Here is a 26,035-nt window from a genome sequence, read left to right on the forward strand (position 1 = left end):
TCACATTGTTCTTAAACCAAAAAATAATATTTACAAAGGGGAAGGGTTATGGCCGAACTGTTATTCATCGCGACCACGATATTTGTCGCTTACGTCGTCTTTGTGGTCATGGGCGATAAAAAACCCAAGCCGAGCGCCGCCAAACCGGAAGCGGCGATAACGCCGGCGCCGGAACCCACGGCCAGTCAAGCCGAACCGACACCCCCGCCGCCAGCCCCCGCCGCAAAACCCGCGACACCCCGTCCTTCCACCCGCAAAACCGCCGCCAAGCCGGCCGCGCCAGCCCAAGCCGCCGCACCGACCGCCACTGCCGACAGCGTCAAAAATCCGAAAACAGGCGAAGTCGCGAAAATTTCCGGCAACTATGCCTTTGCCAAGCGCTGGATCAAGGATGCGCTGGTTGAGGAAGGCTTGCTCGACAAAGTCTATAAAAACAACGAACTGGACGAAGCCGCGACAACCAAAATCCAGGCCGCGCTACAGCAACTGGCCGCCATGGACAAGTACCGCTAACGGAACCCGCTTCTCGGCAGCCGATCCGGCTGCCGCAATCACTCCAGTCCCAGCTTTTTCAGCCGATACCGCAACGAACGGAAGGTCAAGCCCAGTTGCTTGGCGGTCGCGGTTTTATTCCAACGATTTTCTTCCAACGCACTGCTCAGCGCTTTCTTTTCGATGCCCTCCAAATAGCTTTCGAGCGACATCTTTTGCGCGTCGAAATCCTCGGCCGCGGCAGCCTCCAGCCCCAACGGCAAATTCAAATCGTCAACATCGATCAGATTGCCCTCGTGCAAGGCCAACGCTCGCTCGAGAATGTTTTCCAATTCCCGCACATTGCCTGGAAAGCAGTACCCCTTTAGCGCTCGCCAAGCCGCATCGCTCAGATCGGGAATTGCCGTGCCGTTGGCGGCGGCTAACTTGGTCAGTAAGTGGCGGGTCAATTGCGGAATATCGGCTTCCCTGGCCCGCAGCGGCGGCAAATTCAGTTCGATGACATTGATCCGGTAATACAAATCCTGCCGAAACGCCCCTTCCTGGACCATTTTCGCCAAGTCCTTATGCGTGGCACTCAGCAAGCGCACGTCAACCGGGACTTCGCGTTGCTCGCCAACCGGCCGGACCTTCTTTTCCTGGATGGCTCGCAACAATTTGACTTGCAACGGCAACGGCAAATCGGCGACTTCGTCGAGAAACAGCGTGCCGCCTTCGGCAGCCTGAAACAAGCCTTGCTTGTCGCTGACCGCGCCGGTAAAGCTGCCTTTTTTATGACCGAAGAACTCGCTTTCCATTAACTCCAGCGGAATCGCGCCGCAATTGATCGCGACAAAGGGCTGCGCGCCGCGCGGGCTTTGCTGATGAATCAAGCGCGCCACCAATTCCTTGCCGGAACCGGACTCACCGCTGATGTAGACCGGCGCCTGATTGCGCGCCACCTTCTCGATTTTCGAGCGTATCGCCCGCATCGGCACCGAATCGCCCAGTAATACATCGCGAGTGCGGCGCTCTTTTTCGGCAGCCCGCCCTTGCGAGGCTTGCAACGCATGGTTGACCAGCTGCCGCAACACCGCCAAATCGACCGGCTTGGATAGGAAGTCGAAAGCCCCTTTTTTCATGGCCTTGATGGCGATATCCATATTGCCGTGCGCGGTAATCACCGCCACCGGCAACGGCAGACCGCAGGCCTGGATGTGGTCGACCAGTTCCAAACCGTCGCCGTCCGGTAATTTCATATCGGTCAAACACAGATCGAAACGTTGATTGGCCAGCAATTGCTTGGCCCCGGCCAAATCAGCCGCGCAGCGGGTTTGAATGTCCATTCGGTTCAGCGTGATTTCCAGCAATTCCCGAATGTCGGGCTCGTCGTCGACAACCAGCGTGACGGGTGGGCTCATATTTCTATCACCGTGTTTTCCGCGTTAGCCAGCGCCAGCACGAAGCAGGATTTTCCGCCATCCTGAACGTAGCCGAGATCGGCCTGATTCAGTTCCGCGAGCGCTTTGGAAATGTACAAACCTAACCCGGTGCCTTTGTGCGAGGTCGTGAAAAACGGCTCGAACAAATGCGTCAGATGTTCACCGCCGATGCCGGGACCGTTGTCGATCACTTTGATCGTCGGCTGTTCGTCGACCAGATCGACCACAACCCGGATTTTCCCCGCTTCCGGCCTGCCGTACTGCAGTGCGTTGGCGCACAAATTATCCAGAATTTGTTTCAAATGGCCGTCGTCGATGCAAGCCGTCAAGCCCGTCCTGACAAACGCCAGCGCGAACGCATCTGCGCGTCCGCCCAAATCGAATTTCTGCTCGCTGAAATAAGCCGTCAACCAAGCGTCCAGATTGATTTTTTGCTTATGGCTGAAGTGGCGGCGGGACAACTTCAAAATATCCTCGATAATACAGTTCACCCGTTGACAGTGGTTCTGAATGATCTCGGTTAACCGCACTTCCTGGGCGGGCAAGCCTGGCGCCTCGGACAACAACTGTCCTGCGTGGCTGATTGCGCTAAGCGGGTTGCGAATCTCGTGGGCGATGCTGGCGGTCAAGCGACCCAGCGAAGCCAGCTTGCTTTGCTGCAAGCGTTGGTTATACAAAGCGATATCCTCGATGATCAACAGATACAAAGCCTCGCCGTCCATCGATAACACGGAAAACCGTACCTGAATTTCCCTGTCGCCGGACAAATGCAAGATGGCAAAATCCTGCTCGGGGTTGTCGCGCCATAAGCCGAAGGCTTCTTGCAAGGGAGCCGCCAAGTCCGCCAATGTCGGCGGAATATCCGCCAGATCCAATAACCGCAGCGCCGACTGATTGGCTAATTGCAGCATTCGCTCACCATCCACGATCAAAATTCCGGATTGCAAATGCTGAATAATGTAGCGATTCAAGCCTTCCAAGCGAGCGATAGTCTGTGCTTGCTGTTGCGCCAGAATCGCCGACTGCTCGGCGCGCTGAGCCAGAATCACCGAGAGGAACGCAATCGAGAAAAACGAAATGCCCAGCATGCCGGAATAGGTCAGCGTCACCGGCTCGAAACTGCGCGTCTGAATCGCGTAAACCTGCTCGGCCAACACCGCCAGACTAGCCAGCGCCGCGAACAAGATCGCGCAACGGCCGCCGATCAATAGCCCGCCGGCGGCGATCGAAATCGCCAACAACATGCCGATGCCGCTGGCGATGCCGCCGCTGGCATGCATCATCAACGTGATAAAGACAATATCGGTGAAGATAAACATCTGCGCCAGCATCGCGTAACCGAAGCGATGCCTGAGCGTGATCGGCGCGGCAACCACGGAAATCGCAAGGTATCCGAGACTAGCGAACTGGTACAATGTGTTGTCGTAGGTGCCCAGCGTCGATGCGCCGAACCGTAAATAAAACAGCATCACGAACAAACTGCCGGCCATGAAGCGATAGATGGCGAATATCTTCAGCATCAGCCATGCTTGCCGCTCGGGTATGCCGTAACCTCGGGAAAACGGACAAGGGTAATAGGTATGGGTTTGACCGGGAGGCATGCCGTCTCTGTCAGCGGGTTTCAGTTAGAATGAAGATGGCTTTCATCATAGCATTAAGTCGGCGGAGGACCTGCCCGGCGGCTAGTCTTATAGTGACGGCGGCAATCAACGTGAATCGGAGCGGGACATGAATATCCACGAATACCAGGCGAAACAACTGTTTACCGTGTACGGTGTACCGGTGCCGAAAGGCGATATCGCGGAGTGCGCCGCGAACGCCGCCAAGGTCGCCGAACAATTGGGCGGCGATGCCTGGGTCGTCAAGGCGCAAATCCATGCCGGCGCGCGCGGCAAGGCCGGCGGCGTCAAGCTGGCCCGCGATGCCCGCGAAGTCGCCGAGCACGCCGCCGAAATGCTGGGAAAACGCTTGGTCACTCATCAAACCGACGCCTTCGGACTGCCGGTCAACTGCGTCTGGGTCGAAGAGGCATCCGCGATCAAAAACGAATTTTATTTGAGCCTCTTGCTGGATCGGGAAAGCGAGCGCCTGTTGTTTGTCGCCTCGGCGGCCGGCGGCATGGACATCGAAGCCGTCGCCGCCGAAACGCCCGAGAAGATCGTCCGTATTCCGGTGCACCCCGCCGCCGGCCTGCAAGCCTATCAGGGCCGGCAAATCGGCGCGGCGCTCGGCTTGGGCAAAGAGCAACAGGTGCAATTGCCGGCCATCCTGAACGGCATGTACGAACTGTTCCTAAGCAAGGATTGCAGCCAGATCGAAATCAATCCGCTGATAGAAACCGAAGACGGCAAACTGCTGGCGCTGGACGGCAAAATCAATTTCGACGACAACGCCCTGGCCTTGCATCCCGACATCGCCGCGCTGCGCGACGCCAGCCAGGAAGACCCCAAGGAAGCAGAGGCCAAGCAATTCGATCTGAATTACATCACCTTGGGCGGCAATATCGGTTGCATGGTCAACGGCGCCGGCCTGGCGATGGCAACCATGGACATGGTCAAACTCAAAGGCGGCGCGCCGGCCAATTTCCTGGACGTCGGCGGCGGTACCAACAAGGACAAGGTCAAGGAAGCCTTCAAGCTGATCCTGTCCGACGGCACCGTCAAAGCCGTGCTGGTCAATATCTTCGGCGGCATCGTCAAATGCGACGTGATCGCGGCCGGCATTCTGGCGGCGGTCGAGGACATGCATCTGACGATTCCAGTCGTGGTCCGCCTGGAGGGCACCAACGTCGAGCAGGGCTTGGCCATGCTGAAAAACTCCGGCCTGGGACTGACGCCCGCCGAGGATTTGAATCAAGCCGCCGAATTGGCGGTGAAACTGGCTCAAGAGGTGGCCTAATGTCTATTCTGATAGCCAAACACACCAAAGTCATCTGCCAGGGCTTCACCGGTAAACAAGGTACTTTCCACTCCGAACAGGCGCTAGCCTACGGCACCCAACTGGTCGGCGGCGTCACGCCGGGCCGGGGCGGCTCCAGCCATCTGAATTTGCCGGTATTCGACACGGTCCAGCAAGCCGTCAAGGCCACCGGCGCCAGCGCGACGATGATTTACGTGCCGCCGTTTTTCGCCGCCGACGCGATCCTGGAAGCGGTCGACGCCGGCATAGCATTGATCGTCTGTATTACCGAGGGTATCCCGGTGTTGCAGATGCTGAAAGTCAAGGCGGCGATGCAAGGCACGCAATCCTTGCTGGTCGGCCCGAACTGCCCCGGCGTTATCACACCCGGCCAATGCAAGATCGGCATCATGCCCGGCCATATTCATCAGCCCGGCAAGATCGGCATCGTCTCCCGCTCCGGCACGTTGACTTACGAAGCCGTCCACCAAACCACCCGTGAAGGTCTGGGTCAAAGCACCTGCGTCGGCATCGGCGGCGACCCGATCCACGGCATGAACTTCATCGACGTATTAAGCCGCTTTCAAGACGACCCGCAAACCGAGGGCATCGTCATGGTCGGCGAGATCGGCGGTAGCGACGAGGAACAGGCTGCGGAATTCATCAAGGCCCACGTCACCAAACCGGTGGTCGGTTATATCGCCGGCCAAACCGCCCCGCCCGGCAAACGCATGGGCCACGCCGGCGCGATCGTCACCGGCGGCGCGGGCACCGCGAAAGGCAAGATCGCGGCGATGCAGGCGGCCGGCGTGACCATGGTCAGCTCGCCGTCGGACATCGGCGCGGCAATGCGCGGCTGTATCGCCCGGTAATCGATGACTCTAACCATCGCCCTGGCTCAACTGAATTTCACGGTCGCCGACATTTCCGGCAACGTCGAAAAAATCCTGTCCGCCGTCGAGCAAGCCAAACACCAACACGCCGATGTGATCGTTTTCCCGGAATTGTGCGTGACCGGCTACCCGCCGGAGGACTTGCTGTTGCGCGGCGATTTTTTGGCCCAGACCGAACGCGGTCTGGGCCGGCTGCTGCGCGACATCCAAGGCATTACCGCCGTGATCGGCTACCCGAGCCGGCAAGGCGAGACGCTCTACAACGCCGCCGCCGCGTTGCGGGACGGCGTCATCGTCGCCGAATACCACAAACTCGCTCTGCCTAACTACGGCGTCTTCGACGAGCAACGCTATTTCAAGGCTGGCCGGCACACCTGTCTTTTCGAAGTCAAGACCACGAAACTGGCGCTGACCATTTGCGAGGACATCTGGCGCGACGGCATCATCGCCGCCAATCGCGACGCCGGCGCCGACATCATCCTGACCCTGAATGCTTCGCCGTTCCACGCCGGCAAGATGCAGCAACGCGAAACCATCATTTGCAGCCAAGTTCGCGCGGCGGGCATTCCATTGGTCTATGTTAATCAAATCGGCGGCCAGGACGAATTGGTCTTCGACGGCGCCTCCTTCGTCGCCGATCGCGATGGCGAGATTGTCTATCGCGCCGCCGAATTCGAGGAGCAACTCGATCTCGTCGAGTTCAACGGCTCGCGGCCGGCCAAAACCGGCATCGTCGCGCTCTACCAGCCGGTGGTCAGCGAATACAAGGCACTGGTGCTCGGCATTCGGGATTACGTGCGCAAGAACGGCTTCCAAGGCGCGATCCTAGGGCTATCGGGCGGCATAGACTCGGCACTGGTTCTGGCATTGGCGGTGGACGCGTTGGGCGCGGATAGGGTCGAATGCGTCCTGATGCCGTCGCGTTATACCCAAGACATCAGCAACCAAGATGCCGAGTTGGAAGCCAAGGCGCTCGGCGTCAGGCATCACGTGATCCCGATCGAACCGGCCGTCTCCGCGTTCAACGCCATGCTGGCGCCGCTGTTTGCCGGTTCCAAGACCGACACCACCGAGGAAAACATCCAAGCCCGCTGCCGAGGCGTTTTGCTGATGGCGTTGTCCAACAAACAAGGCAAACTGTTGTTGACCACCGGCAATAAAAGCGAAATGAGCGTAGGCTATGCCACGCTCTACGGCGACATGGCCGGCGGCTTCGCGCCGCTCAAGGATGTCTCGAAACTACTGGTGTACCAACTGGCCGAATACCGCAACACGCTGACGCCGGTGATTCCGGAACGGGTGATTAGCCGGCCGCCGTCGGCGGAATTGGCCCCGGACCAGAAAGACGAAGATTCGCTGCCGCCCTATTCCGTACTCGACCCTATCTTGGCGCTGTACATAGAGCGGGATCAATCGGCCGCCGACATCGTCGAGCTAGGCTATCCGCGCGAGGCGGTCGAACGCGCGATTTCGCTGGTCGATCGCAACGAATACAAACGCCGGCAATCGCCGCCCGGCATCCGCATTACCCCCGCGCCTTCGGCCGGGATCGGCGTTATCCGATTTCGTCGGCCTACCGGGGCATTTCCGAACTCAACCCAACCGCGCAAGACAACGTTACGGAGTAAATCATGTCAACCCTGCGTACCCTGTTATTCACCGGCGGCGTGCTGCTGACGGCGCAAGTCGCCCAGGCTCGCGAGATCAACGTGCCGGTGCCGATGGAATACGGCCTGATCAGAAGCGTACTGGTCAACCAGCTTTACACCGGCGCCGGCGAAACCGCGCGCGTCTGGAAGGACGGCAAGCAATGCAGTTTTTGGATTTGTCCCAGCCGCAAATCGGCGGCGAGGACGGCTTGGTCAAAATCGAAAACCACGTGCAGGCCAAGATCGGCACCGCGCTCGGCAACAAATGCATGACCATCGTCGAATGGTCCGGCATTCTGCAAACCTTTCAACAGCCCACGCTGGATTCGACCGGTAACGTGCTGTCGTTTCCGGTCACTCGCACCCAGGCCTACGACCGCAACGGTCAAGCGCTGAACATCGACCAATTGCTGTCGCTGATTAAAAAAGCCGCCGAACCGAAACTGGCCTCGCTAAAAATCGACCTGAACCGGGCTCGCCCGGACATCGCCAAATCGCTGCTGCCGTTTATCTCGGCGGAGCACAGCGAAGACTGGCACGACGCGGTCAACAGTCTACGTTTCAACCAAGCCAAGGCCGACGCCAAGGGCTTGTTGCTAGGTGTCGGCTACACGGCCAACGACCGGAAAAGCGACGGGATCAAATCGTCGCCGGTATTGACCGAAACCGAACTCGCGCAATGGCGGCAACTCTGGCAAAACTGGCAAGGCTCGGTCGAGCAAGCCATCGAACGCACCAAACTGACCGCCGCCGACGAATCGGCCAAGGCCACGATGCGCGAGGTTTTGGAAAAGGCCGGCAGCGCGTTCGAACAAGGTCTGACCGGCGAATACGTGGCGGAAAACGATCCGGTACGGAAATTTTTCAACAGCTCGTGGGACAAACTGGCACCGCTGCTGCGCTTGGCGTCCACGCAACTGCCGGGCGGCGAGAACTTGCGCTACGTGACGCTGGTGGCCGCGACCGACCTGATGTACGAACTGGAATCGATAGGCTCGCCGCTCGGCCTGGAAGTCTCGTCCAACGGACTGCGTAAACTGGCGCGTTCGTTGATCGCCCAGGAATTTCCGAAAACCAAAACCAAGGGCAAACGCAAACATCAACAGTAGGAACCGTCCCGCCGCGCGCTGGCTTTGTCGGCAACGCGCGGCACGGAGTCAAAGCCCAGACACGACATAACGGGCCGGCTGCCGCCGGCCTGAAACCCGCACTGCTACAAAACTGTTTTATTGCAAGGGATTTTGCGCTAAATTCGCGCGTCATCCCGGCTTCGGGAGTAACGCCTTTTCGGTCCGGCGGCCGATTGCCGGAGCGTTGTTTTCGGGAGCGCCATGCACGAATCACAGCCCCATTTGTTCGATATGCAGGCTTACATGCCGCACGGCCAATGTTACTTATGGCAAAGCGACTTGCTGTTGTTGCATACCGTGTCCGACGCGCTGATCGTGCTGTCTTACTACTCCATTCCGTTCGCGATGGTGTATGTGTTAAAGCGCCGCCAGGACATACAATTCGGCTGGGTATACTGGCTATTCGGTCTGTTTATCTTCCTATGCGGCACCACCCATTTGCTGAGTATCTGGAACGTTTGGGTACCTGATTATTGGGCGTCGGGACTGGTCAAACTGGCTACCGCCGCGGCTTCGTTGACCACGGCGGTCTTAATCTGGCCGCTGATCCCGAAAATTCTGGCGATACCCAGCCAAAGCCAACTGATGGCCGCCAACGCTGCGCTGGCCAAGGAAATCGACAATCACCGCAAGACCGAACGCGAACTGCGCAAGCTGTCTTTGGCGATGCAATACAGTTCCAGCATGGTCATCATCACCGACCACCAGGCCAAGGTCGAATACTGCAATCCGGCATTTTATCGGATCACCGGATTTACCGAACAAGAAGTGATCGGCCACAAAGCCAATTTATTGAAATCCGATCTGACCGCCAACGAAATCTACGACGAATTGTGGCAAACCCTGAATGCCGGCCAGGACTGGCACGGCGAATTCCTGAACCGCAAGAAAAACGGCGACTTATTCTGGTGTCTGGAGTCGATCACGCCGATTCTGGACGACGATAACGCCATCAGCCACTTTGTCTCCATCATCCACGACATTAGCGACCGCAAGGATTCGGAAGAAATCATCAAGCATCTAGCGTATTTCGACCCGCTGACGGACTTGCCCAACCGCGCCCTGTTCAACGAACGGCTGGCGCAATCTATTAGTCAGGCGCGCCGGCATCGCACCGAGTTCGCGTTGCTCTACATGGATTTGGACCGATTTAAGAATATCAACGACACGCTGGGGCATCTGGTCGGCGACAAACTGTTGATCGAAGTCGGCAAGCGCGTCACCGCTTGCTTGCGCGAGCACGAAACCGTGGCCCGCCTGGGCGGTGACGAATTCGCGATCATCGGACTGAATCTGCGCACCGCCACCGATGCCGGCGAAATCGCTCGGCGGGTGATCGAGCAAGTCAACCAAGCATTTTTTATCGACGACCACCAATTGTTTATCGGTACCAGTCTGGGCATCGGGGTGTATCCGGCCGACGGGGAAAACAGCGAAACCTTGATCAAACACGCCGACGACGCGCTCTACCAGGCCAAACAGCGCGGCCGCAATAAATTCGAATTCTACGACGCGTCGGCCAACGCCCTGTCCTTGCGGCGCGTGACGCTGGAGCAGCATTTGCATCAGGCGCTGGCCCGGGGCGAATTCCAATTGCGCTATCTGCCGCTAGTAGCCTTGCCCGGCGGCGCGCCGGTCGGGGTCGAAGTGTTGTTGCGCTGGCACCCGGACATCGGCGAGGTTCAACCGGACGAATTCATTCCCATCGCCGAAGACAGCGGCCTGATCGTCGAGATCGGCACTTGGGTATTGCGTACCGCCTGCCGCGACATTCTAACCTTGCCGGCCGCGGCCGGCTTGACGCTGGCGTTCAATCTGTCGTCACGCCAGTTCAAGCAACCCGACCTGATGAATCGCATCGACGCGATACTGGCGGAAACCGGTTTCCCGGCCAGCCGCCTGGCATTCGAAATGACCGAAAACATGTTGATGGACAATTTGGACGCGGCGATCGCGCAAATGCGGGCGATGAAAAGCCGCGGCATGCGCCTGAGCATCGACGACTTCGGCACCGGTTTCTCGTCGCTGAATAATTTGCGTCAGCTGCCGATCGACACGCTGAAAATCGATAAGTCCTTCATCGACGACCTCCACGCGGAAACCGGCGACGCCTGTATCGTCCGTTCCATCGTCGGTTTGGCGCACGGCATCCATTTGCAGGTGGTCGCCGAGGGCGTCGAAAACGAGCGGCAAACCGCTATGCTAGGCGCGCTAGATTGCGATCTGGCGCAAGGCTTTCACTTCAGCACGCCGTTGAACCTGGCGGAACTCCGCGGCTACCTGGAAACCGGCGGGCCTTAAGCCTAGCCCGCGGCATAAGGTCCAAGCGGATCGGCACCCAGCGTGCCGACCAGCGTTTGCGGATAATCCTCCGCCGACACCGCCAGCAAGCGGGTCTTCGCCCGTTGCAAGCGCTCGACCAAATTCAATTCCGCCGCCGGCGCCTGGTGTCCGCTGGCGTTCAAAAAGGTTTGCAAATAATCGACATGACCCTGCCAAAGTGCAATGTCTCGCTGTTGTTTAATACTCAGCCGCTCGCGGTACCAATCGGAAGCCAACAAAGCCTCGCGGCCAAACATGGCTCGGATTTGCGGATGACTGGCGTCCATCCCCTGGTAATATCCGTCGGCCATGATATGCAGCAAGGCGAACAGAGGCGGGCAAGCGTCTTGAATGCTGCCATCCTCGAAATACTGCCGGGCCACCCGCTGCTGGGTATCGACGATATTGTTAACCCCTTCCACAAACACCGCCAGACTCTGCCGTTCGGGTTGCAAAATCTCGTCGGTGAACACCGCGTAAGGATTATCGAAAATCTTGCCCATCAAGCCATGCACGAAGTGGCTGGTAATCCGGTAACCCAAACGGCTGGCCAACACCTTGCGCCCTTGGTATTCGAAATCCCGCACCGCTTCCAGATAGCCGTGCTGGATCAGATAGTCCGGCCGGCGCTCGCGCGGCGGCAAGCGCGCCCAGATTTCCGGGATCAACAGGCTGATGTCGTGATCGACCCGGGTATCCGGCCCGATGAAACCGGCCGAACTGGAAAAGCCCGGATAGTCGGTCAGGATGAACGATACCAAGGCATTGTTCAGATCGGCGGTCGGACGCAACGCGTTAAACGGTCCCTTGGTCAAAGCGCCTTCGCTACCGGCGCCGGTCGTGGAGGGCGACTTGCCGGTCAACGAACAGATAAAGTCCATGAACAATTCCGGCAATTCCTGATAATGAATCGGGTTGTAAACCGCCAGAGGGCGAATGCCGGGTTCCGGCGGATTGTTCCGCCGCCCGGTCAGCACCGCGTCGACTGGATGGCATAACGGCTCCGACAACGGAATCTTGCGGTGCAGGCGGGCGCCGATTTCGGCGATGTATTTGCGAATCGGGTTGACGATGTCGGCGCGAGTTTCCAGATAGCGCGGGTTCTTGGACGGTTTGCCGTCGACCAAGCGCGGATGCGCCGACGACACAACGAAACCGTTGGCGTCGCGGTAGGCTTGGTTCAACAGAGTCCGCATCGCCGGCGTGAAACGCGAGAACGTCGTCACATCCTCGACGACCGCCGCCAGCTTGGCGCGATCGAGCGGTTCGAAGTTGGCGATGAAATTGCCCGGCGCGGCCATATTGGCCTCGGTTTGCTTGTCGTAGCCGGGAATGATCGCGTCGTCGGGCCGTTGAAACAGCCGATATTCGCAGTTGCTGACCAATTTGATGCTATGCGGGTAGTCGGTCAGCGGCAACCAAGCCTTGATCCGGTCGGCGGGCACCACCACCGAGGCGGTGATGTCGTCTTCCATCTGCACTTTCTCGGCGGCGATGTAATCCTGACGGACCTTGAAGGTGCGCCAGCCGCCCTCCTGATCGAAACCGACCCGCAAATAGGTGGCTACGATTTTGCGCTGATCCAGTTTCAACTCGTGGCCCGGCGCGCCGTCGATCACGTCCACCGACAAATGGTCGCGCCAGCGGCTTTCCCATTCACTGCGATAAAAGCGTTTAATCAAGAATACCAACGCGAAAATACTGGGCGGAATCGACTTCAACCAAGCGTTGAACTCCGGCGTGTAATAAGGCGACGGGGTCAGCAATTTGATGACAGACCCGAGACTGCGTTCGTCGCTGAGTATTGGTCTGGCCGGATCGCGATCTTCATGCTCGTGACCGGGCAGAAAGCGCCCGCTCCGGTAATCCCTGTCGAAGATCGCTTGGACCCGATCCAGGTCGTTCTGCAAGTCGTCGACGAATAGCGGACCGTAGATTACCGCATCTTCGATGGACTTAGAGATTTCCGACTTGCCGCCGCCAGACACGGTGCACGGTTTGTGGCAGAACGTGCCTTCGGCGACGGTGCCGACCAAGCGCCAGGACGGCGCGCCGGGATGTTTGCACATCTCGATTTTATAGCCGTTAGGCTGAATGTAAATTTTGCCGGGCTGTAGGCGGATACTGTGTGCTTGCCCGTTACGCACCCAGCTGATGCGTTGCGTGGTTAAGCTCATCCGCAAATCTTGCGGCACGTAGACGATGTCCGGGTACTGCCGGTCGATCGCGTAGCCTTCCGGCCGGATGTCCATGATGGCGCCGTAGCGGTAAGCCATGTCGTCGAAGTCGTAACCCGGCTCGCGCGTCAGGCTGCCGATGCCGAATTCGTCGCCGTGATTGAAGCGGCGAAACGCTAGTGCGCCGCCGGCGTGTTCTTCCTCGGCCAACCCGTAGAGGTTCGCGGCGTAGCTGATCTGGGTTTTGACTTCCTTCTTGCAATAACCGTAATAGTTGTCGGCCAACAAGGTAACGATAACGCCGGAGCGGTCGCGGGCGGTTAGCTTGAAGGCCTGACCGTCGTTGTAGAGTTCGTCGGGGGTTTGCCAGCACATGCCGTCGGCGCGCTGCCGATCGGTCGCCGCTTCCCAATTCGGCAAACCGACTTGCTGCTTGGTCAGTTTGGCCAGATGCGGCGCCAATATCACGCAACCGCTGTGACCGCTCCAATGGTCCACATCCAGCCCCGCGTCGCACTCAGGCAAGGCCGGATTGCCGCCGTTGCCGAAAATGCTTTCGACGAAATCCAAATTGCTGACCAAATTGCCGGGCGCGAAGAAGCGAATCTCCATCGTTTTTTCGGCCGACACGCCGGGAATCTCCGGACATACGACCGGCCGCAACAGCAGCGATGCGAACATCCGCGCCGGTCTGGCCTGCTTGGCGGTAAACGGCAACGTCAACATGTCGGCCGGTGGTTTCAGCGCTTCCGCCAACATCAGCGCAAACGTCAATTTTGGGACTTGCTTCTTGTCGCCCGGCACCGGCAGGCCGCCATCCGCGATGTGAAACGAGCCTTTGGTCGTGCGCCGATCGCTGGCCGGATTGTGCAAAACCCCTTGCTTGACCCGAAAACTGGACACGATTTCCGAGCGGAATTCGTCCTCGCCGATCGGCAGCGACAACTCGCGAGCGACGCCGTGGCGATCCAGTTCGAAGGTCATCGTGGGCAAGCTCGGCATCGCCGGCAAATTCAAGTCTGCGCAATAGCGATCGAGGAAGTCCTGAATCCGCCGGTCGGCCGGATACAACGACGAACTGGCCAACAGCCGACTCTTCTCCAAGTAGCTATTCAGCAAGTCCTGAGCGGTGTCCATGAAACGCGCCGAGGCGGCGTCGACACAGATCGGCTGCCCGCAAGAAGCCAATTTCAGGTTGATATAGAGATGTAGTTGCTGCCTGGCCGCCGTTTCGTCCGGCTCGACCGCTCCCAACCCCAGTGCTCTCGCTAAGTCCATGGTTGCCCCCGCTGCTTGTCAATGGTGGCGGCATCATAGCGGAAAGCGAAGGATTAGGGCAGCGGAAGCGATCGCCCCTATAGATGCCGACCGAATCGCGGTCGCCGGCAAAATACGGCATTTCCCACACCCCGCTAGGTCATTTGCCGTAGTTTTTCCGCGCCGACGCCACTCCGGCTCCTCCCCAAAAAGACTTCGATCCAGAAACAACAAGCCTTAACAGGAAACTGGCATATTGATTGCGAATTTCTAGGGTTTTATCCGCCAAGTTTGCCGCGGAGGCAGCCCATGACCGCCATCACGTTACACCAGCAGCAAATCGTCGAATTGTTTCGCGACCACCGAGACACCGTGGTCGCCTATTTGCTACAGCGGGTTAATTGCCCGGATACTGCTCAGGATCTCAGTCAAGAAACCTATTTACGCTTGCTGCGCAAACACGAGCTCAGCCATGACGAAAACTTGACCGGCTATCTATTTCGCACAGCCGAGCGCCTCGCGATAGACTTTGTCCGTCAGAATCGCCGCCGGGAAATGCGCGAGACCATCATTGACGAAACCGTCCCCTGCCCTGCCAAGCAACCGGACGAATCTGCTATGCTTGGTCAACAGTGCCAACGCTTGCTGCAAGCCATCGCCGGACTGCCCGGCCAATGCCGACACATTTTTCTGCTGCGCAAATTCGATGAACTCAGCTACCACGACATCGCCAAGCAACTGGGCATTTCGGAAAAGACGGTCCAGCGTCAATTGGTCAAAGCCATGTTGCACTGCCACCGGGCCTTGCTAGAGACCGGTTGAGACCCGCCATGAAGACCGCCGCCGAACAACAAAATCTGCTGAAGCAAGCCGCGACTTGGTTCGTGGAATTGCAGTCGGAACAGTGCACCGATCTGTTGCGCCAACAGTTCGAAGACTGGTTGACTGAAAACCCCGCCCACAGCCAAGCGTATTTCGAAATCGAACAGCTCTGGGGCGACATCGACACGCTGAAAGGGCGGGATGTCCCCGGCCTGAACGACGCTCGCGCCGCCGGCCGCCGCTCCTGGCGCAAAACCTCCGCACTGTTCAGCGCGCTGTTCGCCTGCGGATTGCTGGGCGGCGCCTGGTGGCAACACGCCAGCGCTCCCCAGGAGACCTACCAAACCGGCATCGGCGAACGCCGCACCGTCGTCCTCGGCGACGGATCGAGCATACAGCTGAATACCGCGACTCGACTCAGTGTCAGAATGTCCTGGCTACGCCGGGAAGTCGAGCTGCAGCAGGGCGAGGCGCTGTTCGACGTCGCGCATCGCACTTGGCAACCGTTCGGCGTTGCCGTCGGCGGGATTCGAATCAGCGACATAGGTACCGTATTCAACGTCCGGCGCGGCGCGGCGGGAACGGCGGTAGCAGTTCTGGAAGGCGAAGTGGAACTGCGCAAGGAATCCAGCTGGATCGGCCAGAACTTGCGCGCCGGTTTCAGCCGGCAAATCGACGCCAACGGCCGCTGGTTGCCAATCCAGCCCGCCACCCGCGAACGATCTCTCGCCTGGACGGACGGCCAGCTTTGGTTCGACCATACCCCGCTCGCCGATGTGACGGCGGAGTTGGAACGCTACCATCCGGTGCATTTCGTGTTGGCCGCCCCCGAACTGGCGCGCCAGACCGTCAGCGGCCGCTTCGATACCGACGATTTAAAACCGTTTTTGCTGGCGCTCGAAAAAATCCTGCCGGTTCGGGTACAACAGCAAAAACAGACCATCGTACTGCATCCGCGCTAAACCCGTTGCCAGACTGGATTTTTCCGGCACAAGCGCTTCGCTAGAGCTGTTCAAACATGGCTCTGCAAAAATAATTGTCCAGTTCGTCTGTTCCGGATCGTTATTAGGTATTAAGGCAAACACGATCTTGCCGCAATCCACGAAACCAGGAGATCAACATGAAGATAGGACTATGGGCGCCGGCCCAAGCGCGCCGGACCTTACCGTTGCTGGCATTGGCGTTGGCGGCCAGTTTCGAGACGCTAGCCGACAATGGCGCCAGCCGTTTCGACCTGCCGCCGCAAGCCTTGGCCGCGACGCTGGAACAATTGGCCAAATCCACCGGCACCAAGCTGATTTATGCCGACGCGGTCGTGCAAGGCCTGAGCGCCGAGGCTCTGCGCGGCCAATTCACGATCGGCCAAGCCTTGGAGAAAGTATTGTCGAAAAACGGCTTACAATACGAAACGGTCGGCGACGGCATGATCGCCATCAAAAAAGTCCCACCACCCAAACCGAAAGCAGTCAACGACGATTCGATTTTCGAACTCGGCGCGGTCACGGTGAGCGACAACGAACAAAACGGCAAATTGACCAGCAAGGACATTGCCACCTCGGTGGACATCATGTACGCCGACAAAATTGCCGATCAAAACGTGTTGACCGCCTACGACTTGTTCCACCGCATGCCCGGCGTGCAGGTCACTCAATTCGGCCAAGGCATCACGACCGGAAAAATGTCGTTTCGCGGTTTTAACGGCGAAGGCCGGGTCAACGCAGTCAAGCTTTTGATCGACGGTATTCCGAGCAACACCAATAGCGGCGACACCTATTTCGTCGATTCATTGTTTCCGCTGGACATCGAGTCGATTGAAGTGGTCCGGGGCACCAACGACGCCCGCTACGGCCTGCACTCCTTCGCCGGCAACATCAGCATGAACACCACCACCGGCGGTAACTACGTCAAGGGCCGGGTAGGTTACGGCAGCTTCAATACCCACGACATCCAATCCGGACTTGGCTACGAAAAGGACGGCTTCTCGCAAAATTATCAGATTTCCTACCGCGCCAGCGAGGGCTACCGCGACCACAGCGACACCGATAAAAACAGTTTTTCCGGCAAATGGTTTTACACGCCGGACGACCAAAAATACAAAATAGGTCTGATCGCCCGCTGGAGCGAAGCCGGCGCTCAAGAACCGGGCTACATGACTTATCAGGAACAGCTACTCAATCAAACCCAAACCTTCGCCCGAAATGCCACTGACGGCGGCAAACGCACGGTTGGTCAAGTCAGCACCCATTTGGACGTCAACCTCAGCCAAACCTTATTCTGGTCGTCCAAGGTTTACGGCACCTTGTTCGACGACCAGCGCTACGTGACTTACGGCCCAGGCGCAACGCAGCAAGAACGCGACCGCGACGAAATCCAATACGGCGCGATGACCTCGCTGACCTACCATCCGGTGGTCAGTTGGCTGGACGACTTTTCGCTGGAAACCGGCTTCGATTTCCAGCAACAGGAAAACAAATATCTGCGCTATTTGACCGATAGCCGGGTTCGCCGAAGCACAGGTTTGCGTAACGACGAGAAGTGGGACTTCTTGAACTACGGCGGCTACATTCAGGCCGTGATCAAGCCGTTCAAATGGTTAAAGCTGACGCCGGGCTACCGTGCCGACATCATCGACGGCAGCTTTTTCAATCACCGCGCTGGCTCGACCTACGGCGCCTATCCATTGAACGATTACGGCACTATTTCCCAGCCGAAAATCGGAGCGGTGATTACACCCGTCGAAGGCTATAGCCTTTACGGAAACTGGGGACGCACATTTCAGGTAGGTTTGGGTCAAGCCACATTCATTCTGAATAGCAGCCAAAAGAATATTGGCCCTTCTTTGAACGACGGTTGGGAAGTGGGCATAAAACTAAAACCAGTGGATTGGGCCGAAGGCCGGGTCGCTTATTGGGCGCAAGACGCCAGCAACGAAATCAGCCGCAATCTGGCCAGCGTGGATTCGACGATGATCGGCGCCACCAAAAGGCAGGGCGTGGACATTGAGATCAAGGTTTATCCGACCGACAAAGTTGGTGTTTGGGCCGCCTACTCGTTGCAGGAAGCCAAAGTCACCAATCCGCCAGCTGTTTCCAGTGCGATGCAATACGTCGCAGGCAATCAGGTGGTCAATACCCCGAATTACTTGTTTTCGGCCGGCATCGATTACCAAATCCTGCCGCAACTGCGTTCGTCGCTATGGACCAGCGGCCAGGGAGACTATTTCGTAGACCAGGCCAATGTCCGCGGCAAATACGGCGAATACGCCTTGCTGAACCTGGATTTGGGCTATCAGGTGACCAAGGAAGTGGAAGTGCAATTTCAGGCCAAGAACCTGGCAGACGTTCGCCGGGAATACGTTTGGTACGACGAAAGCTTCGGCGCCACCGCCCAACCGTTCTTCTCGCCAGGCGACGGCATTGCGTTCTACGGCGCCGTCAACGTCAAGTTTGATTATTGATGGCTTCGCGCACAGGCGGCACCCGCCGATTCTGGCGGGCGCTGCATCTTTACTTGGGACTCAATCTAGGTTTGTTGCTAACGCTGACCGGCATTACCGGCAGCGTGTTGGTGTTTTACCAGGAACTGGACCCCATCCTGGCGCCGGAGCTGCTCGCCAAACCCAGCGCCAACCCGCCGCTAAGCTGGGAAGCCACTTACCAGACTCTGCGCCGCGCCGAACCGGAACGGCCGCATGGCTGGCGACTGGAAAACCCCGAAAATCCGCTACGCGCCGTCACCGCTCGCTATTACAAACCCATCGAAACAGAACGGAAGTCGTTCGCGCCGCTGCTGGTCTCGGTGGATCGCTATACCGGTCAGGTCGTGCGACGCCATCTTTGGGGCGACAGCCTGACCACCTGGCTGTACGACTTACATTACGCCTTATTGCTGGACCGGCCGGGCAAGCTGGTGATGGCGGTCATCGGCGGCTTACTGCTGATCGCGCTAATCAGCGGCCTGGTGCTCTGGTGGCCGCATTCGGGCAAATGGCGAACCGCATTGACCTTGAAAAAACGCGCGAGCTCCGAACGCTTGATCTACGATCTGCATAAGCTGGCCGGCGTATACGGATGGCTCGTATTTGCGGTTTTGGCGATCACCGGCATCGCGTTGGAGATCCCCGAATACGTGAAGCCGTTGGTGATGCAGGCTGCGCCGATGCACGACCCGCCCAACCCGCGCTCCCGCCAATCCGGCGGCAAAACCATCGACGTGGATACCGCCGTGTCGGCGGGAATGGCGCGCTATCCGAACGCTACACTGGTCTGGATCGAAACGCCAAACGACGCGGCCGGCAGCTACCGCATCAATCTGCGCCAGCCCGGCGAGCCGGGCCGGCGCTTTCCGAAAACCAACGTCTGGATCGATCAATATAGCGGCGAGGTATTAGCGGTGAACGCCCCCGAGAATTTTAGCGGCGGCGAATTATTCTGGAGTTGGCTGCATCCTCTGCACAGCGGCGAAGCCTTCGGCTTGCCCGGCCGCTTGTTAATTTTCGCGGCGGGGCCGCTTTGCGCGCTGCTCTACGCCACCGGCTTGGTTCGTTGGTTACAAAAACGCCGAAGCCGCCACCAGTTTAAACCGCGGGGCAGCTAACCGAAGTACCTTGAGTGCTCTTCAAGGCAAAACCGGCGGCGTGCGTAAGGCCGTTTAAGCCCGGCAAGCTATGAAACGCTAAAATCCGAGCCGCGACGGAACCGTACACCGAACTCGGCGGAACCTTATAGCAGACACTGCCGAGTAAACCTAGGCATTGCGCTGGCGCACTAAAAACCGGAATCCGCGAAACAGCAAACCGAGCGAAAACACCACTAGCGACAATAGCACGAAGTTCTTGATCGTAAAGAGTTTTATCAATCGCGCTACAAATCCGTCCTCGTTGATACCACCCTCCGCAACGCCGTTCGGATTTTGGCGAATATCCAAAACCGCTTTCCCCCGGCGTGGGTTGGCGACAAAATCGGCACCGGTCCCAAATCCGTGGACACCTCCATCCTGTTTTCCAACTCGGAAACCCCGAGAAAAGCAAAGCGCTGGTCCAGCCCCCAGCGTTGCTGAGTATCCTGCATCCACTGCCTGAGGGCCTGATCGTATTCCGCCAAACGAGCATTGATACTTACGTCCAACGCTTTGATATCGAAATAAGTCCATAGCAAACGGCTATACGTTTCTTCGCCGATTTGACTTCGAATGTCGTTCAGCAATTGATCGTAAGCCGGCGCTTCAATCGCTAAGCCGTATACCTGTTGGAAGCGGTCATGGATGTCGCTTTGTCCTGGTAGCGAATTTTGCGCAACATGGCCGGTCATCAGCGCTTCCATTCTGCGCTGCTCGACCAATAGCGCCTGAGTCATCGCCACTTGCGCGGAGAAATCCGCCGCAAACGGCTTACGCTCGACATTTACCGCCGGATTTTCGGCGGTGTTCGGTGTCTGTTCGACGCGACCGGTGCCGAGCTTGCTATCGGCGCCGGCCGTCGCCTCGGTAGTCGCCACCGAAACTCCGCCGCTCCTGGGCGCGCCGGCCCACGCCGGTTCTCCCCCGATCAACCAGACGCATGCCGCCACGCAAGCCAAACGAGGCAGCCTGAAAGGACTGATCCGAAACAATGCCACGTCCGAGTTACCGCCCGGCATCGCGATGCGCCAAGCCGCCGGCAACCCATAATATCCAAACTCCAGTCAAAGCTATCTCCCGTTGAAGAGGTTCCGCCGCTTGGGCGCCGAATAATTCTGTTGAATGCGATCTCGGAACATTACCGCCATCGCATACTGCGCAAAAAAGCCGAGAGCCACGATGCCGGCATGCAGCGGATAAAACCGCCCGCGTAGCTCGGCTATCGGCGTCAAATGCGCTCGGTCGCTACTCAATAAAAACTGCAGCGTTGAAAAGACTTGATCGTATTTCAAGACGTACTGCTCGGTTCCCCAATTCACTAAGCGATATCCCACTTCGAACGACACCAGGAATGCCGCCAAAACCACCGAAAAGCGCTTAATCTTGAAAAATACCGCGCTAACCACCAGCGACGAACTTAACCAACTCACCAAAAACCAATAAATTCCGATATTCAACACGGCCCAGGCGTAACCGCCATTCGGCAATAGCTCGGTCAGATTGTCGGTCGCGGCCCGATCGACGACGATCCAAAAACCAAGCGGCAACACCACGGCCGCCCACACGCCGCCGACGACGAACAACCTGGCGAAATGACCGGAGCGTGCCAACGGCAACAAGGCCAGATGGTTGCCGCCTTGCTGCAAAATCGAAAATACACCGAATAAGCCCAAAAACCGGACCACCAATTCCAACTCGGCGTTGACCGGCAAGATCGGCGAACCCACGATATCATGCAGGCTTTCCAACGGCAGGCACAGGCGAACCATCAGCCACGCTCCCAAACCGTGCAAAGCCAAAACCTTGGGACAAAAACCCATGCCGGCACCGCGTCCCAGCGCATTTAATAAAAACGCCAACGGACCGCCGAAGCACCAAAAAAACAGCACTGTCAAACCGAAAGCGCTCAGCGCCGGAAAATCGGCGGAAAACCACTCCCGAACGTTGTACGGTGTGCCTGGATACTGACTAACCCAGGTCAACGCGGCCCAAGTCACGCTTACCCCCAGCAACATCGGCCACCATCCGCCATTCGTGGACCTACCCTTCGCAACGGCGTTCGGCGACTCGGCGAGAACCGACGGCGGGTCGCCAAGGACCGACCGCGAGTCTTCGTAAAATTCCGCCAATACCCGCCCAGTCACTAAAAACCCCAACAGACCGCCACCGATTTCCAGCAACAAGTCGGTCATATCGGAATTTTTGCCGGGGATAAACATCTGCCCGGATTCGACGACCAACGCGACGACGGCAATTGCCAATCCCGACACCCACCGGCGCGGCCGCTTCGCAAGCGCTACAAACATCACCCGGCAAAAGCCCCCAACCGGGACGAAAAATAGCAGTTTGTGGAATACCTCGGTGATGGCTCGGTATTCGGTGCCGTAGTAATACGCCCGCAAAGGTACGCTGAAAAACCGGCTCTCCCATCCGAGCAGCGCTTGACGCTCGAAACGAAAATCGTAGGGATACCAAAGGGTCGCGATCAGCAGCAAACCCCACGACACGTACCCCAACCTCCCGTAAAGCGTTAAGCGACGCCCTAGCGTATCGCCATGCAGTCCAGCCGCGGATTGCCAGCCGCACCGGCCCAACAAACGCAGACCTAAACCGCCGCCGACGACCGCCAAGCCGATATCGGTCACATCGGTTACCCGGCTGTAAACAAACAGTTGGAAACCCTCTATCGCCAGAGCGGACCAGAATACCCTCCACAATATCTGGCGTGGCGTCATCGGGGTCAACTTCGCCCAAAGCCAAGGCACCGGCACCCAAAGCGCGACATCAGCCAAAATATCGTAGACATTCTTCAGCCAATCGCCAGTCAGACCGCCGAAAGGCAATAGGATGATTCGGTCCTCGTGCCACTTATGGTAGAACTCGACCGGACTGAGAGTCAGATCCAGCGGCAACACGCTATAACCGAATAAACCGGCCAAATAGAGTTGCAAATACGGAGTGACGCCTTGATGTCGAAGCTGCCATGCGACCAGCCAGCTCATCAATCGCTCGCCCCACCGCCACCAAGCGGCCAGCCCGACCGCCCCGCCAAAGCTTTCCGCGACCACATCGTTGATCGACACGGTACGTGGCGGGAAGAAGACCTGGGTAAATTCGATGCCCAAGCACAATCCCAAGCCCGCCAGCCACACCAGCGGCGTTGCCACAATCCGGGCCGCCTGACTCCGCTGATAAGACCACCAGCCCAACCAGCCAAACGTCAGCGGCACGAACAACAAGATGTTGGCTACCCAGTCCGCTCGGGAAGCAATACCCAAGTCCAAATAGGGAATTTGTTGAAACCGCCGCCACCCCTGTCCAAAAGACAAGCCGTTATACTGCCACGGCACCAAACTGCCGTAGATCACAAAGACCGTGTATAAAACACAAGCCAGCAACAACCGATTTTTCACGGCAACACCGAAAGTCCGTTCATCGCAAATCAGAATAGCGTCGATTGAAGGTTTCCACGAACTCATCGAATCTATCGATAGCCAAATCGTCGATCCCGGCCGCCGCCTTACGGCCGCCGCCGCCGAAGCCGGCACATAATTCGTCGGCACCGGCCTTGTTGGTCAAAGGCGCGCGGACACTGACTTGGTAGCTGCCGCGAGCGTTGACACCGACGATCGCATGGGCACGCTCCGGCGCCCCGTTGGCCAAGGCGTTGGCCCACACGCCGCTGACGCGCCTGGCCCATTTTTGGTCCGGCAACACATAAACCGCGATCGCCTCGTTGCTAAACTCGGGCTCCAAACCCGCCGCGGCCGCCATATCGGCCGCGTATCCATCCAGCAATTGCCGATACAGTTCCGGCTGGTCGGCCACGAACTGGAACGGGGTCGCGTAAACGCTCAATCGGCGATATAAATCGTCCGGGGCGATATTCAAATCTTCGAGACAACTGCCGTACGCGTTGTAATTGATGCAAATGCCGAGCTGGCGTAGCTCAAGCAATTGCCGTGCCGATAAACTCAGCGACTGAGCCGCCTCCGCCGCGCCGCTATCAAGATTGTCGCCGTACGCCCCCACCACCGCCCACGCGACGTGACGCCCAGCCAAATGCGCGTTCATCAGCAAACTGGTACAGCAGTCGGACGCGGTGTCGATGCGATGGCTAAAGCGGGGATGTATTGGTATTTCGCCGGCGAAATGATGGTCGATGTAAAATAACTCGACACCGCCCGCCAACAACTTCAACAGCGCCGCTCGATTGCGGTCCAGCGAAACGTCCAGCACCGTCACCCGATCGCCGGCACGCGCCGGCACGCGCTCCAGCAATGCGATGTCTCGCTTGATACCGGTTACCAAAATCGAGGGCTCGGGATAAGCCAGCCGCCATTGCAATAGCGCGCAAATGCCGTCGGCATCGCCGTTAAAGACGTCGTATTGCATCGCCCGCCTCGTCGCGTTCGGCGGCAACCACGCCGCGCGCCGTCAAGACCCGCATGACCTGCTCCACGCAAGCCTTCAGCTCCGCCTGATCGGTATTCACGATCAATTCCGGGTGGTCCGGCGGCTGATAAGGCGACGAAATACCGGTGAAATGCGGGATTTGGCCTTGGCGCGCCTTTTGGTACAAGCCTTTGACGTCGCGACTCTCGCACACGTCCAGACTGCAATTGCAATAAATCTCGATGAAATCGCCGTCGGCGACCAAGCGCCGCGCCAGTTCGCGCTCGGCGCGAAACGGCGAAATGAAGGCCGTCAACGTAATCACGCCGGCTTCCAGCATTAACTTGGCCAATTCGCCGACCCGTCGGATATTCTCGTGACGATCGGCATCGCTAAAGCCCAGATCGCCGCACAAGCCGTGCCTGACGTTATCGCCGTCCAACACGAAGGTCAAACAACCCAGTTCGTGCAAACGCTCTTCGACCGCATGCGCCAAGGTGGATTTGCCAGCCCCCGACAATCCGGTAAACCAGAGTATCGCCGAGCGATGTCCGTTCAACGCTTCCCGCCGGGCGCGAGTCACGCTGGCTTGATGCCAGATCGTATTGCAGCTCTGCTGTTTCATGCCGTCCCTAACCGATTAAAAGGCTAAAGACTACTTGATTCGGCGCTCTCAAACAATTGCCCCAAAATGTCGCGGGCCAACGCCACCAGGCTTACGGCCGACGACCATTTTGGCATTCGCGCTTGCGACCGTTATGATAGCCGGGCCGGCCACGCGACGAGCCGGCCCACGCCCGTGCTCCCCGCAACTCGGAAACCTGAAATGAGACACCCCGAATTCCCGCTGATCGACGATCTGATTTACCTGAACCACGCCGCGGTCGCGCCGTGGCCGAAACGTACCAGCGAGGCGGCGATCGCCTTCGCCGAGCAAAACAGCCGCTACGGCTCGCACTTTTACCTGGACTGGCTGAAGAAACAAACCGAGCTGCGCGAGCAATTCCGCGACTTGCTGAACGCGCCGTCCGCCGACGATATCGCGCTGGTCAAAAACACCTCGGAGGCCTTGTCCTTCGTCGCCTACGGCCTTACTTGGCAAGCCGGCGACAACATCGTCTCCAGCAACCAGGAATTTCCGTCCAACCGATTGCCGTGGCAATCGTTGGCCGACCAAGGCGTCGAGTTCCGCGAGGCCGATATGCGCGACGGCGCGACGCCGGAAGACGCGTTAATCGCGCTGATCGACCGCCGGACCCGCTTGCTGGCGGTCAGCTCGATCCAGTTCGCCGACGGCCTGCGCCTGAATCTCGAACGACTGGGCGAGTTCTGTAAAAAACGCGATATCTTGTTTTGCGTCGATGCGATTCAAAGTCTGGGCGCGGTGCGATTCGACGTGCAAGCCTGCGGCGCCGATTTCGTGATGGCCGACGGCCACAAGTGGCTGTTCGGCCCGGAAGGTCTAGGTGTGTTCTACACGACGCCGGCCGCGCGCGACCGTCTCAAGCTGACGCAATACGGTTGGCACATGATGAAGGACACGCACAATTACGAAAACCGGCCGTGGGAAGTCCACCCCACCGCCCGCCGCTTCGAATGCGGCAGTCCGAATATGGTCGGGATTCATGCGCTGTCCGCCAGCTTGTCCTTGCTGCTGGAAACCGGCATGGCCACCATCGAATCCTTGGTGCTGGAACGCGCCGCCTATTTGCGCGAGCGAATCGGCGCCGATCCGAATTTGGTGTTGCTGGCCCCACCCGCCACGCCGTTGCAATCGGGCATCGTCACCTTTCAACACCGCCGCGCCGACAATGCCGCTCTGTACCGGCATTTACAGCGCCACCAAGTGGTCTGCGCCCCGCGCGGCGGCGGGATACGCTTCTCGGCGCATTTTTATAATAGCTTGACCGAACTCGACCGGGCGCTGGACATCGCCGGCGCGGCGGCCTGAGCGGCGGCGAG

18 protein-coding genes and 1 pseudogene are annotated in these 26,035 nt (G+C 58.4%); 12 read left to right on the forward strand and 7 right to left on the reverse strand.

Annotated features, from left to right (window positions below):
* Positions 1-48 precede the first annotated feature (48 nt).
* Complete coding sequence (locus ACP4CD_RS14040) at positions 49-513, forward strand: hypothetical protein (RefSeq protein ID WP_426991374.1); 465 nt, start codon at positions 49-51, stop codon at positions 511-513.
* A gap of 38 nt (positions 514-551) precedes the next feature.
* Here ACP4CD_RS14040 and ACP4CD_RS14045 read toward each other — a convergent pair whose 3' ends face one another.
* Positions 552-1,892 (reverse strand): sigma-54-dependent transcriptional regulator, encoded by a 1,341-nt coding sequence (locus tag ACP4CD_RS14045; protein ID WP_064031613.1) that lies wholly within the window; start codon positions 1,890-1,892, stop codon positions 552-554.
* The gene (locus ACP4CD_RS14050) at positions 1,889-3,514 is read right to left on the reverse strand and encodes a sensor histidine kinase (RefSeq protein ID WP_313729144.1); all 1,626 of its coding nucleotides are present in this window, start codon (positions 3,512-3,514) and stop codon (positions 1,889-1,891) included. Before ACP4CD_RS14050 ends, ACP4CD_RS14045 begins: the two co-directional genes overlap by 4 nt.
* Positions 3,515-3,641: 127 nt before the next feature.
* Here ACP4CD_RS14050 and sucC point away from each other — a divergent pair, with 127 nt between their 5' ends.
* The 6 genes and pseudogenes from sucC to ACP4CD_RS14080 all read left to right on the forward strand — a co-directional run bounded on the left by sucC (position 3,642) and on the right by ACP4CD_RS14080 (position 10,784).
* Positions 3,642-4,811 carry an ADP-forming succinate--CoA ligase subunit beta gene (gene sucC / locus ACP4CD_RS14055; RefSeq protein ID WP_064031615.1) on the forward strand — a complete coding sequence of 390 codons (1,170 nt, stop codon included), beginning with the start codon at positions 3,642-3,644 and terminating at the stop codon, positions 4,809-4,811.
* Positions 4,811-5,683, forward strand: a complete 873-nt coding sequence (sucD, locus tag ACP4CD_RS14060; protein ID WP_426991375.1) for a succinate--CoA ligase subunit alpha — start codon at positions 4,811-4,813, stop codon at positions 5,681-5,683. The genes sucC and sucD overlap by 1 nt, the downstream gene beginning before the upstream one ends.
* A 3-nt stretch (positions 5,684-5,686) precedes the next feature.
* Positions 5,687-7,332: pseudogene (locus tag ACP4CD_RS14065) on the forward strand (NAD+ synthase).
* Positions 7,333-7,335: 3 nt separating this feature from the next.
* The gene (locus ACP4CD_RS14070) at positions 7,336-7,626 is read left to right on the forward strand and encodes a hypothetical protein (RefSeq protein WP_426991376.1); all 291 of its coding nucleotides are present in this window, start codon (positions 7,336-7,338) and stop codon (positions 7,624-7,626) included.
* Positions 7,515-8,462 (forward strand): hypothetical protein, encoded by a 948-nt coding sequence (locus ACP4CD_RS14075; RefSeq protein ID WP_426991378.1) that lies wholly within the window; start codon positions 7,515-7,517, stop codon positions 8,460-8,462. The genes ACP4CD_RS14070 and ACP4CD_RS14075 overlap by 112 nt, the downstream gene beginning before the upstream one ends.
* Before the next feature lie 222 nt (positions 8,463-8,684).
* Positions 8,685-10,784 carry a putative bifunctional diguanylate cyclase/phosphodiesterase gene (locus ACP4CD_RS14080; protein ID WP_426991379.1) on the forward strand — a complete coding sequence of 700 codons (2,100 nt, stop codon included), beginning with the start codon at positions 8,685-8,687 and terminating at the stop codon, positions 10,782-10,784.
* 2 nt (positions 10,785-10,786) lie between these two features.
* Here ACP4CD_RS14080 and ACP4CD_RS14085 read toward each other — a convergent pair whose 3' ends face one another.
* Positions 10,787-14,260 carry a hypothetical protein gene (locus ACP4CD_RS14085; RefSeq protein ID WP_426991380.1) on the reverse strand — a complete coding sequence of 1,158 codons (3,474 nt, stop codon included), beginning with the start codon at positions 14,258-14,260 and terminating at the stop codon, positions 10,787-10,789.
* 288 nt (positions 14,261-14,548) lie between these two features.
* Here ACP4CD_RS14085 and ACP4CD_RS14090 point away from each other — a divergent pair, with 288 nt between their 5' ends.
* The 4 genes from ACP4CD_RS14090 (at position 14,549) to ACP4CD_RS14105 (ending at position 19,657) form a co-directional block, all read left to right on the forward strand.
* Positions 14,549-15,061 (forward strand): RNA polymerase sigma factor, encoded by a 513-nt coding sequence (locus tag ACP4CD_RS14090; RefSeq protein WP_071154917.1) that lies wholly within the window; start codon positions 14,549-14,551, stop codon positions 15,059-15,061.
* An 8-nt stretch (positions 15,062-15,069) separates the two neighbouring features.
* Entirely contained in the window at positions 15,070-16,023 is a 954-nt protein-coding gene (locus ACP4CD_RS14095) for a FecR family protein (protein ID WP_426991381.1), read from the forward strand.
* Between the two features lie 158 nt (positions 16,024-16,181).
* On the forward strand, positions 16,182-18,518 hold the full coding sequence (locus tag ACP4CD_RS14100) for a TonB-dependent receptor domain-containing protein (protein WP_426991382.1): 2,337 nt from the start codon (positions 16,182-16,184) through the stop codon (positions 18,516-18,518).
* Positions 18,518-19,657 carry a PepSY-associated TM helix domain-containing protein gene (locus ACP4CD_RS14105; RefSeq protein WP_426991384.1) on the forward strand — a complete coding sequence of 380 codons (1,140 nt, stop codon included), beginning with the start codon at positions 18,518-18,520 and terminating at the stop codon, positions 19,655-19,657. The genes ACP4CD_RS14100 and ACP4CD_RS14105 overlap by 1 nt, the downstream gene beginning before the upstream one ends.
* A 266-nt stretch (positions 19,658-19,923) precedes the next feature.
* On the opposite strand, the gene ACP4CD_RS14110 is transcribed toward ACP4CD_RS14105, so the two are convergent.
* From ACP4CD_RS14110 to cysC, 4 genes are read right to left on the reverse strand one after another with little or no spacing between them, the layout of a single operon-like run.
* A complete protein-coding gene (locus ACP4CD_RS14110; protein WP_426991385.1) occupies positions 19,924-20,721 on the reverse strand; it encodes a hypothetical protein in 798 nt (265 codons plus the stop codon).
* 27 nt (positions 20,722-20,748) lie between these two features.
* Positions 20,749-23,091 (reverse strand): VanZ family protein, encoded by a 2,343-nt coding sequence (locus ACP4CD_RS14115; protein WP_426991386.1) that lies wholly within the window; start codon positions 23,089-23,091, stop codon positions 20,749-20,751.
* A 19-nt stretch (positions 23,092-23,110) separates the two neighbouring features.
* On the reverse strand, positions 23,111-24,073 hold the full coding sequence (locus ACP4CD_RS14120; protein WP_281022167.1) for a DHHA1 domain-containing protein: 963 nt from the start codon (positions 24,071-24,073) through the stop codon (positions 23,111-23,113).
* Complete coding sequence (cysC, locus tag ACP4CD_RS14125) at positions 24,054-24,698, reverse strand: adenylyl-sulfate kinase (RefSeq protein ID WP_064031627.1); 645 nt, start codon at positions 24,696-24,698, stop codon at positions 24,054-24,056. Before cysC ends, ACP4CD_RS14120 begins: the two co-directional genes overlap by 20 nt.
* 201 nt (positions 24,699-24,899) lie before the next feature.
* Here cysC and ACP4CD_RS14130 point away from each other — a divergent pair, with 201 nt between their 5' ends.
* Positions 24,900-26,024: an aminotransferase class V-fold PLP-dependent enzyme gene (locus ACP4CD_RS14130; protein ID WP_426991387.1), complete on the forward strand. Its 1,125-nt coding sequence runs from the start codon at positions 24,900-24,902 to the stop codon at positions 26,022-26,024.
* Positions 26,025-26,035: the final 11 nt, after the last annotated feature.

Origin of the sequence: Methylomonas stagni (assembly GCF_050154735.1) — a bacterium.
GTDB classification, from domain to species: domain Bacteria; phylum Pseudomonadota; class Gammaproteobacteria; order Methylococcales; family Methylomonadaceae; genus Methylomonas; species Methylomonas koyamae_A.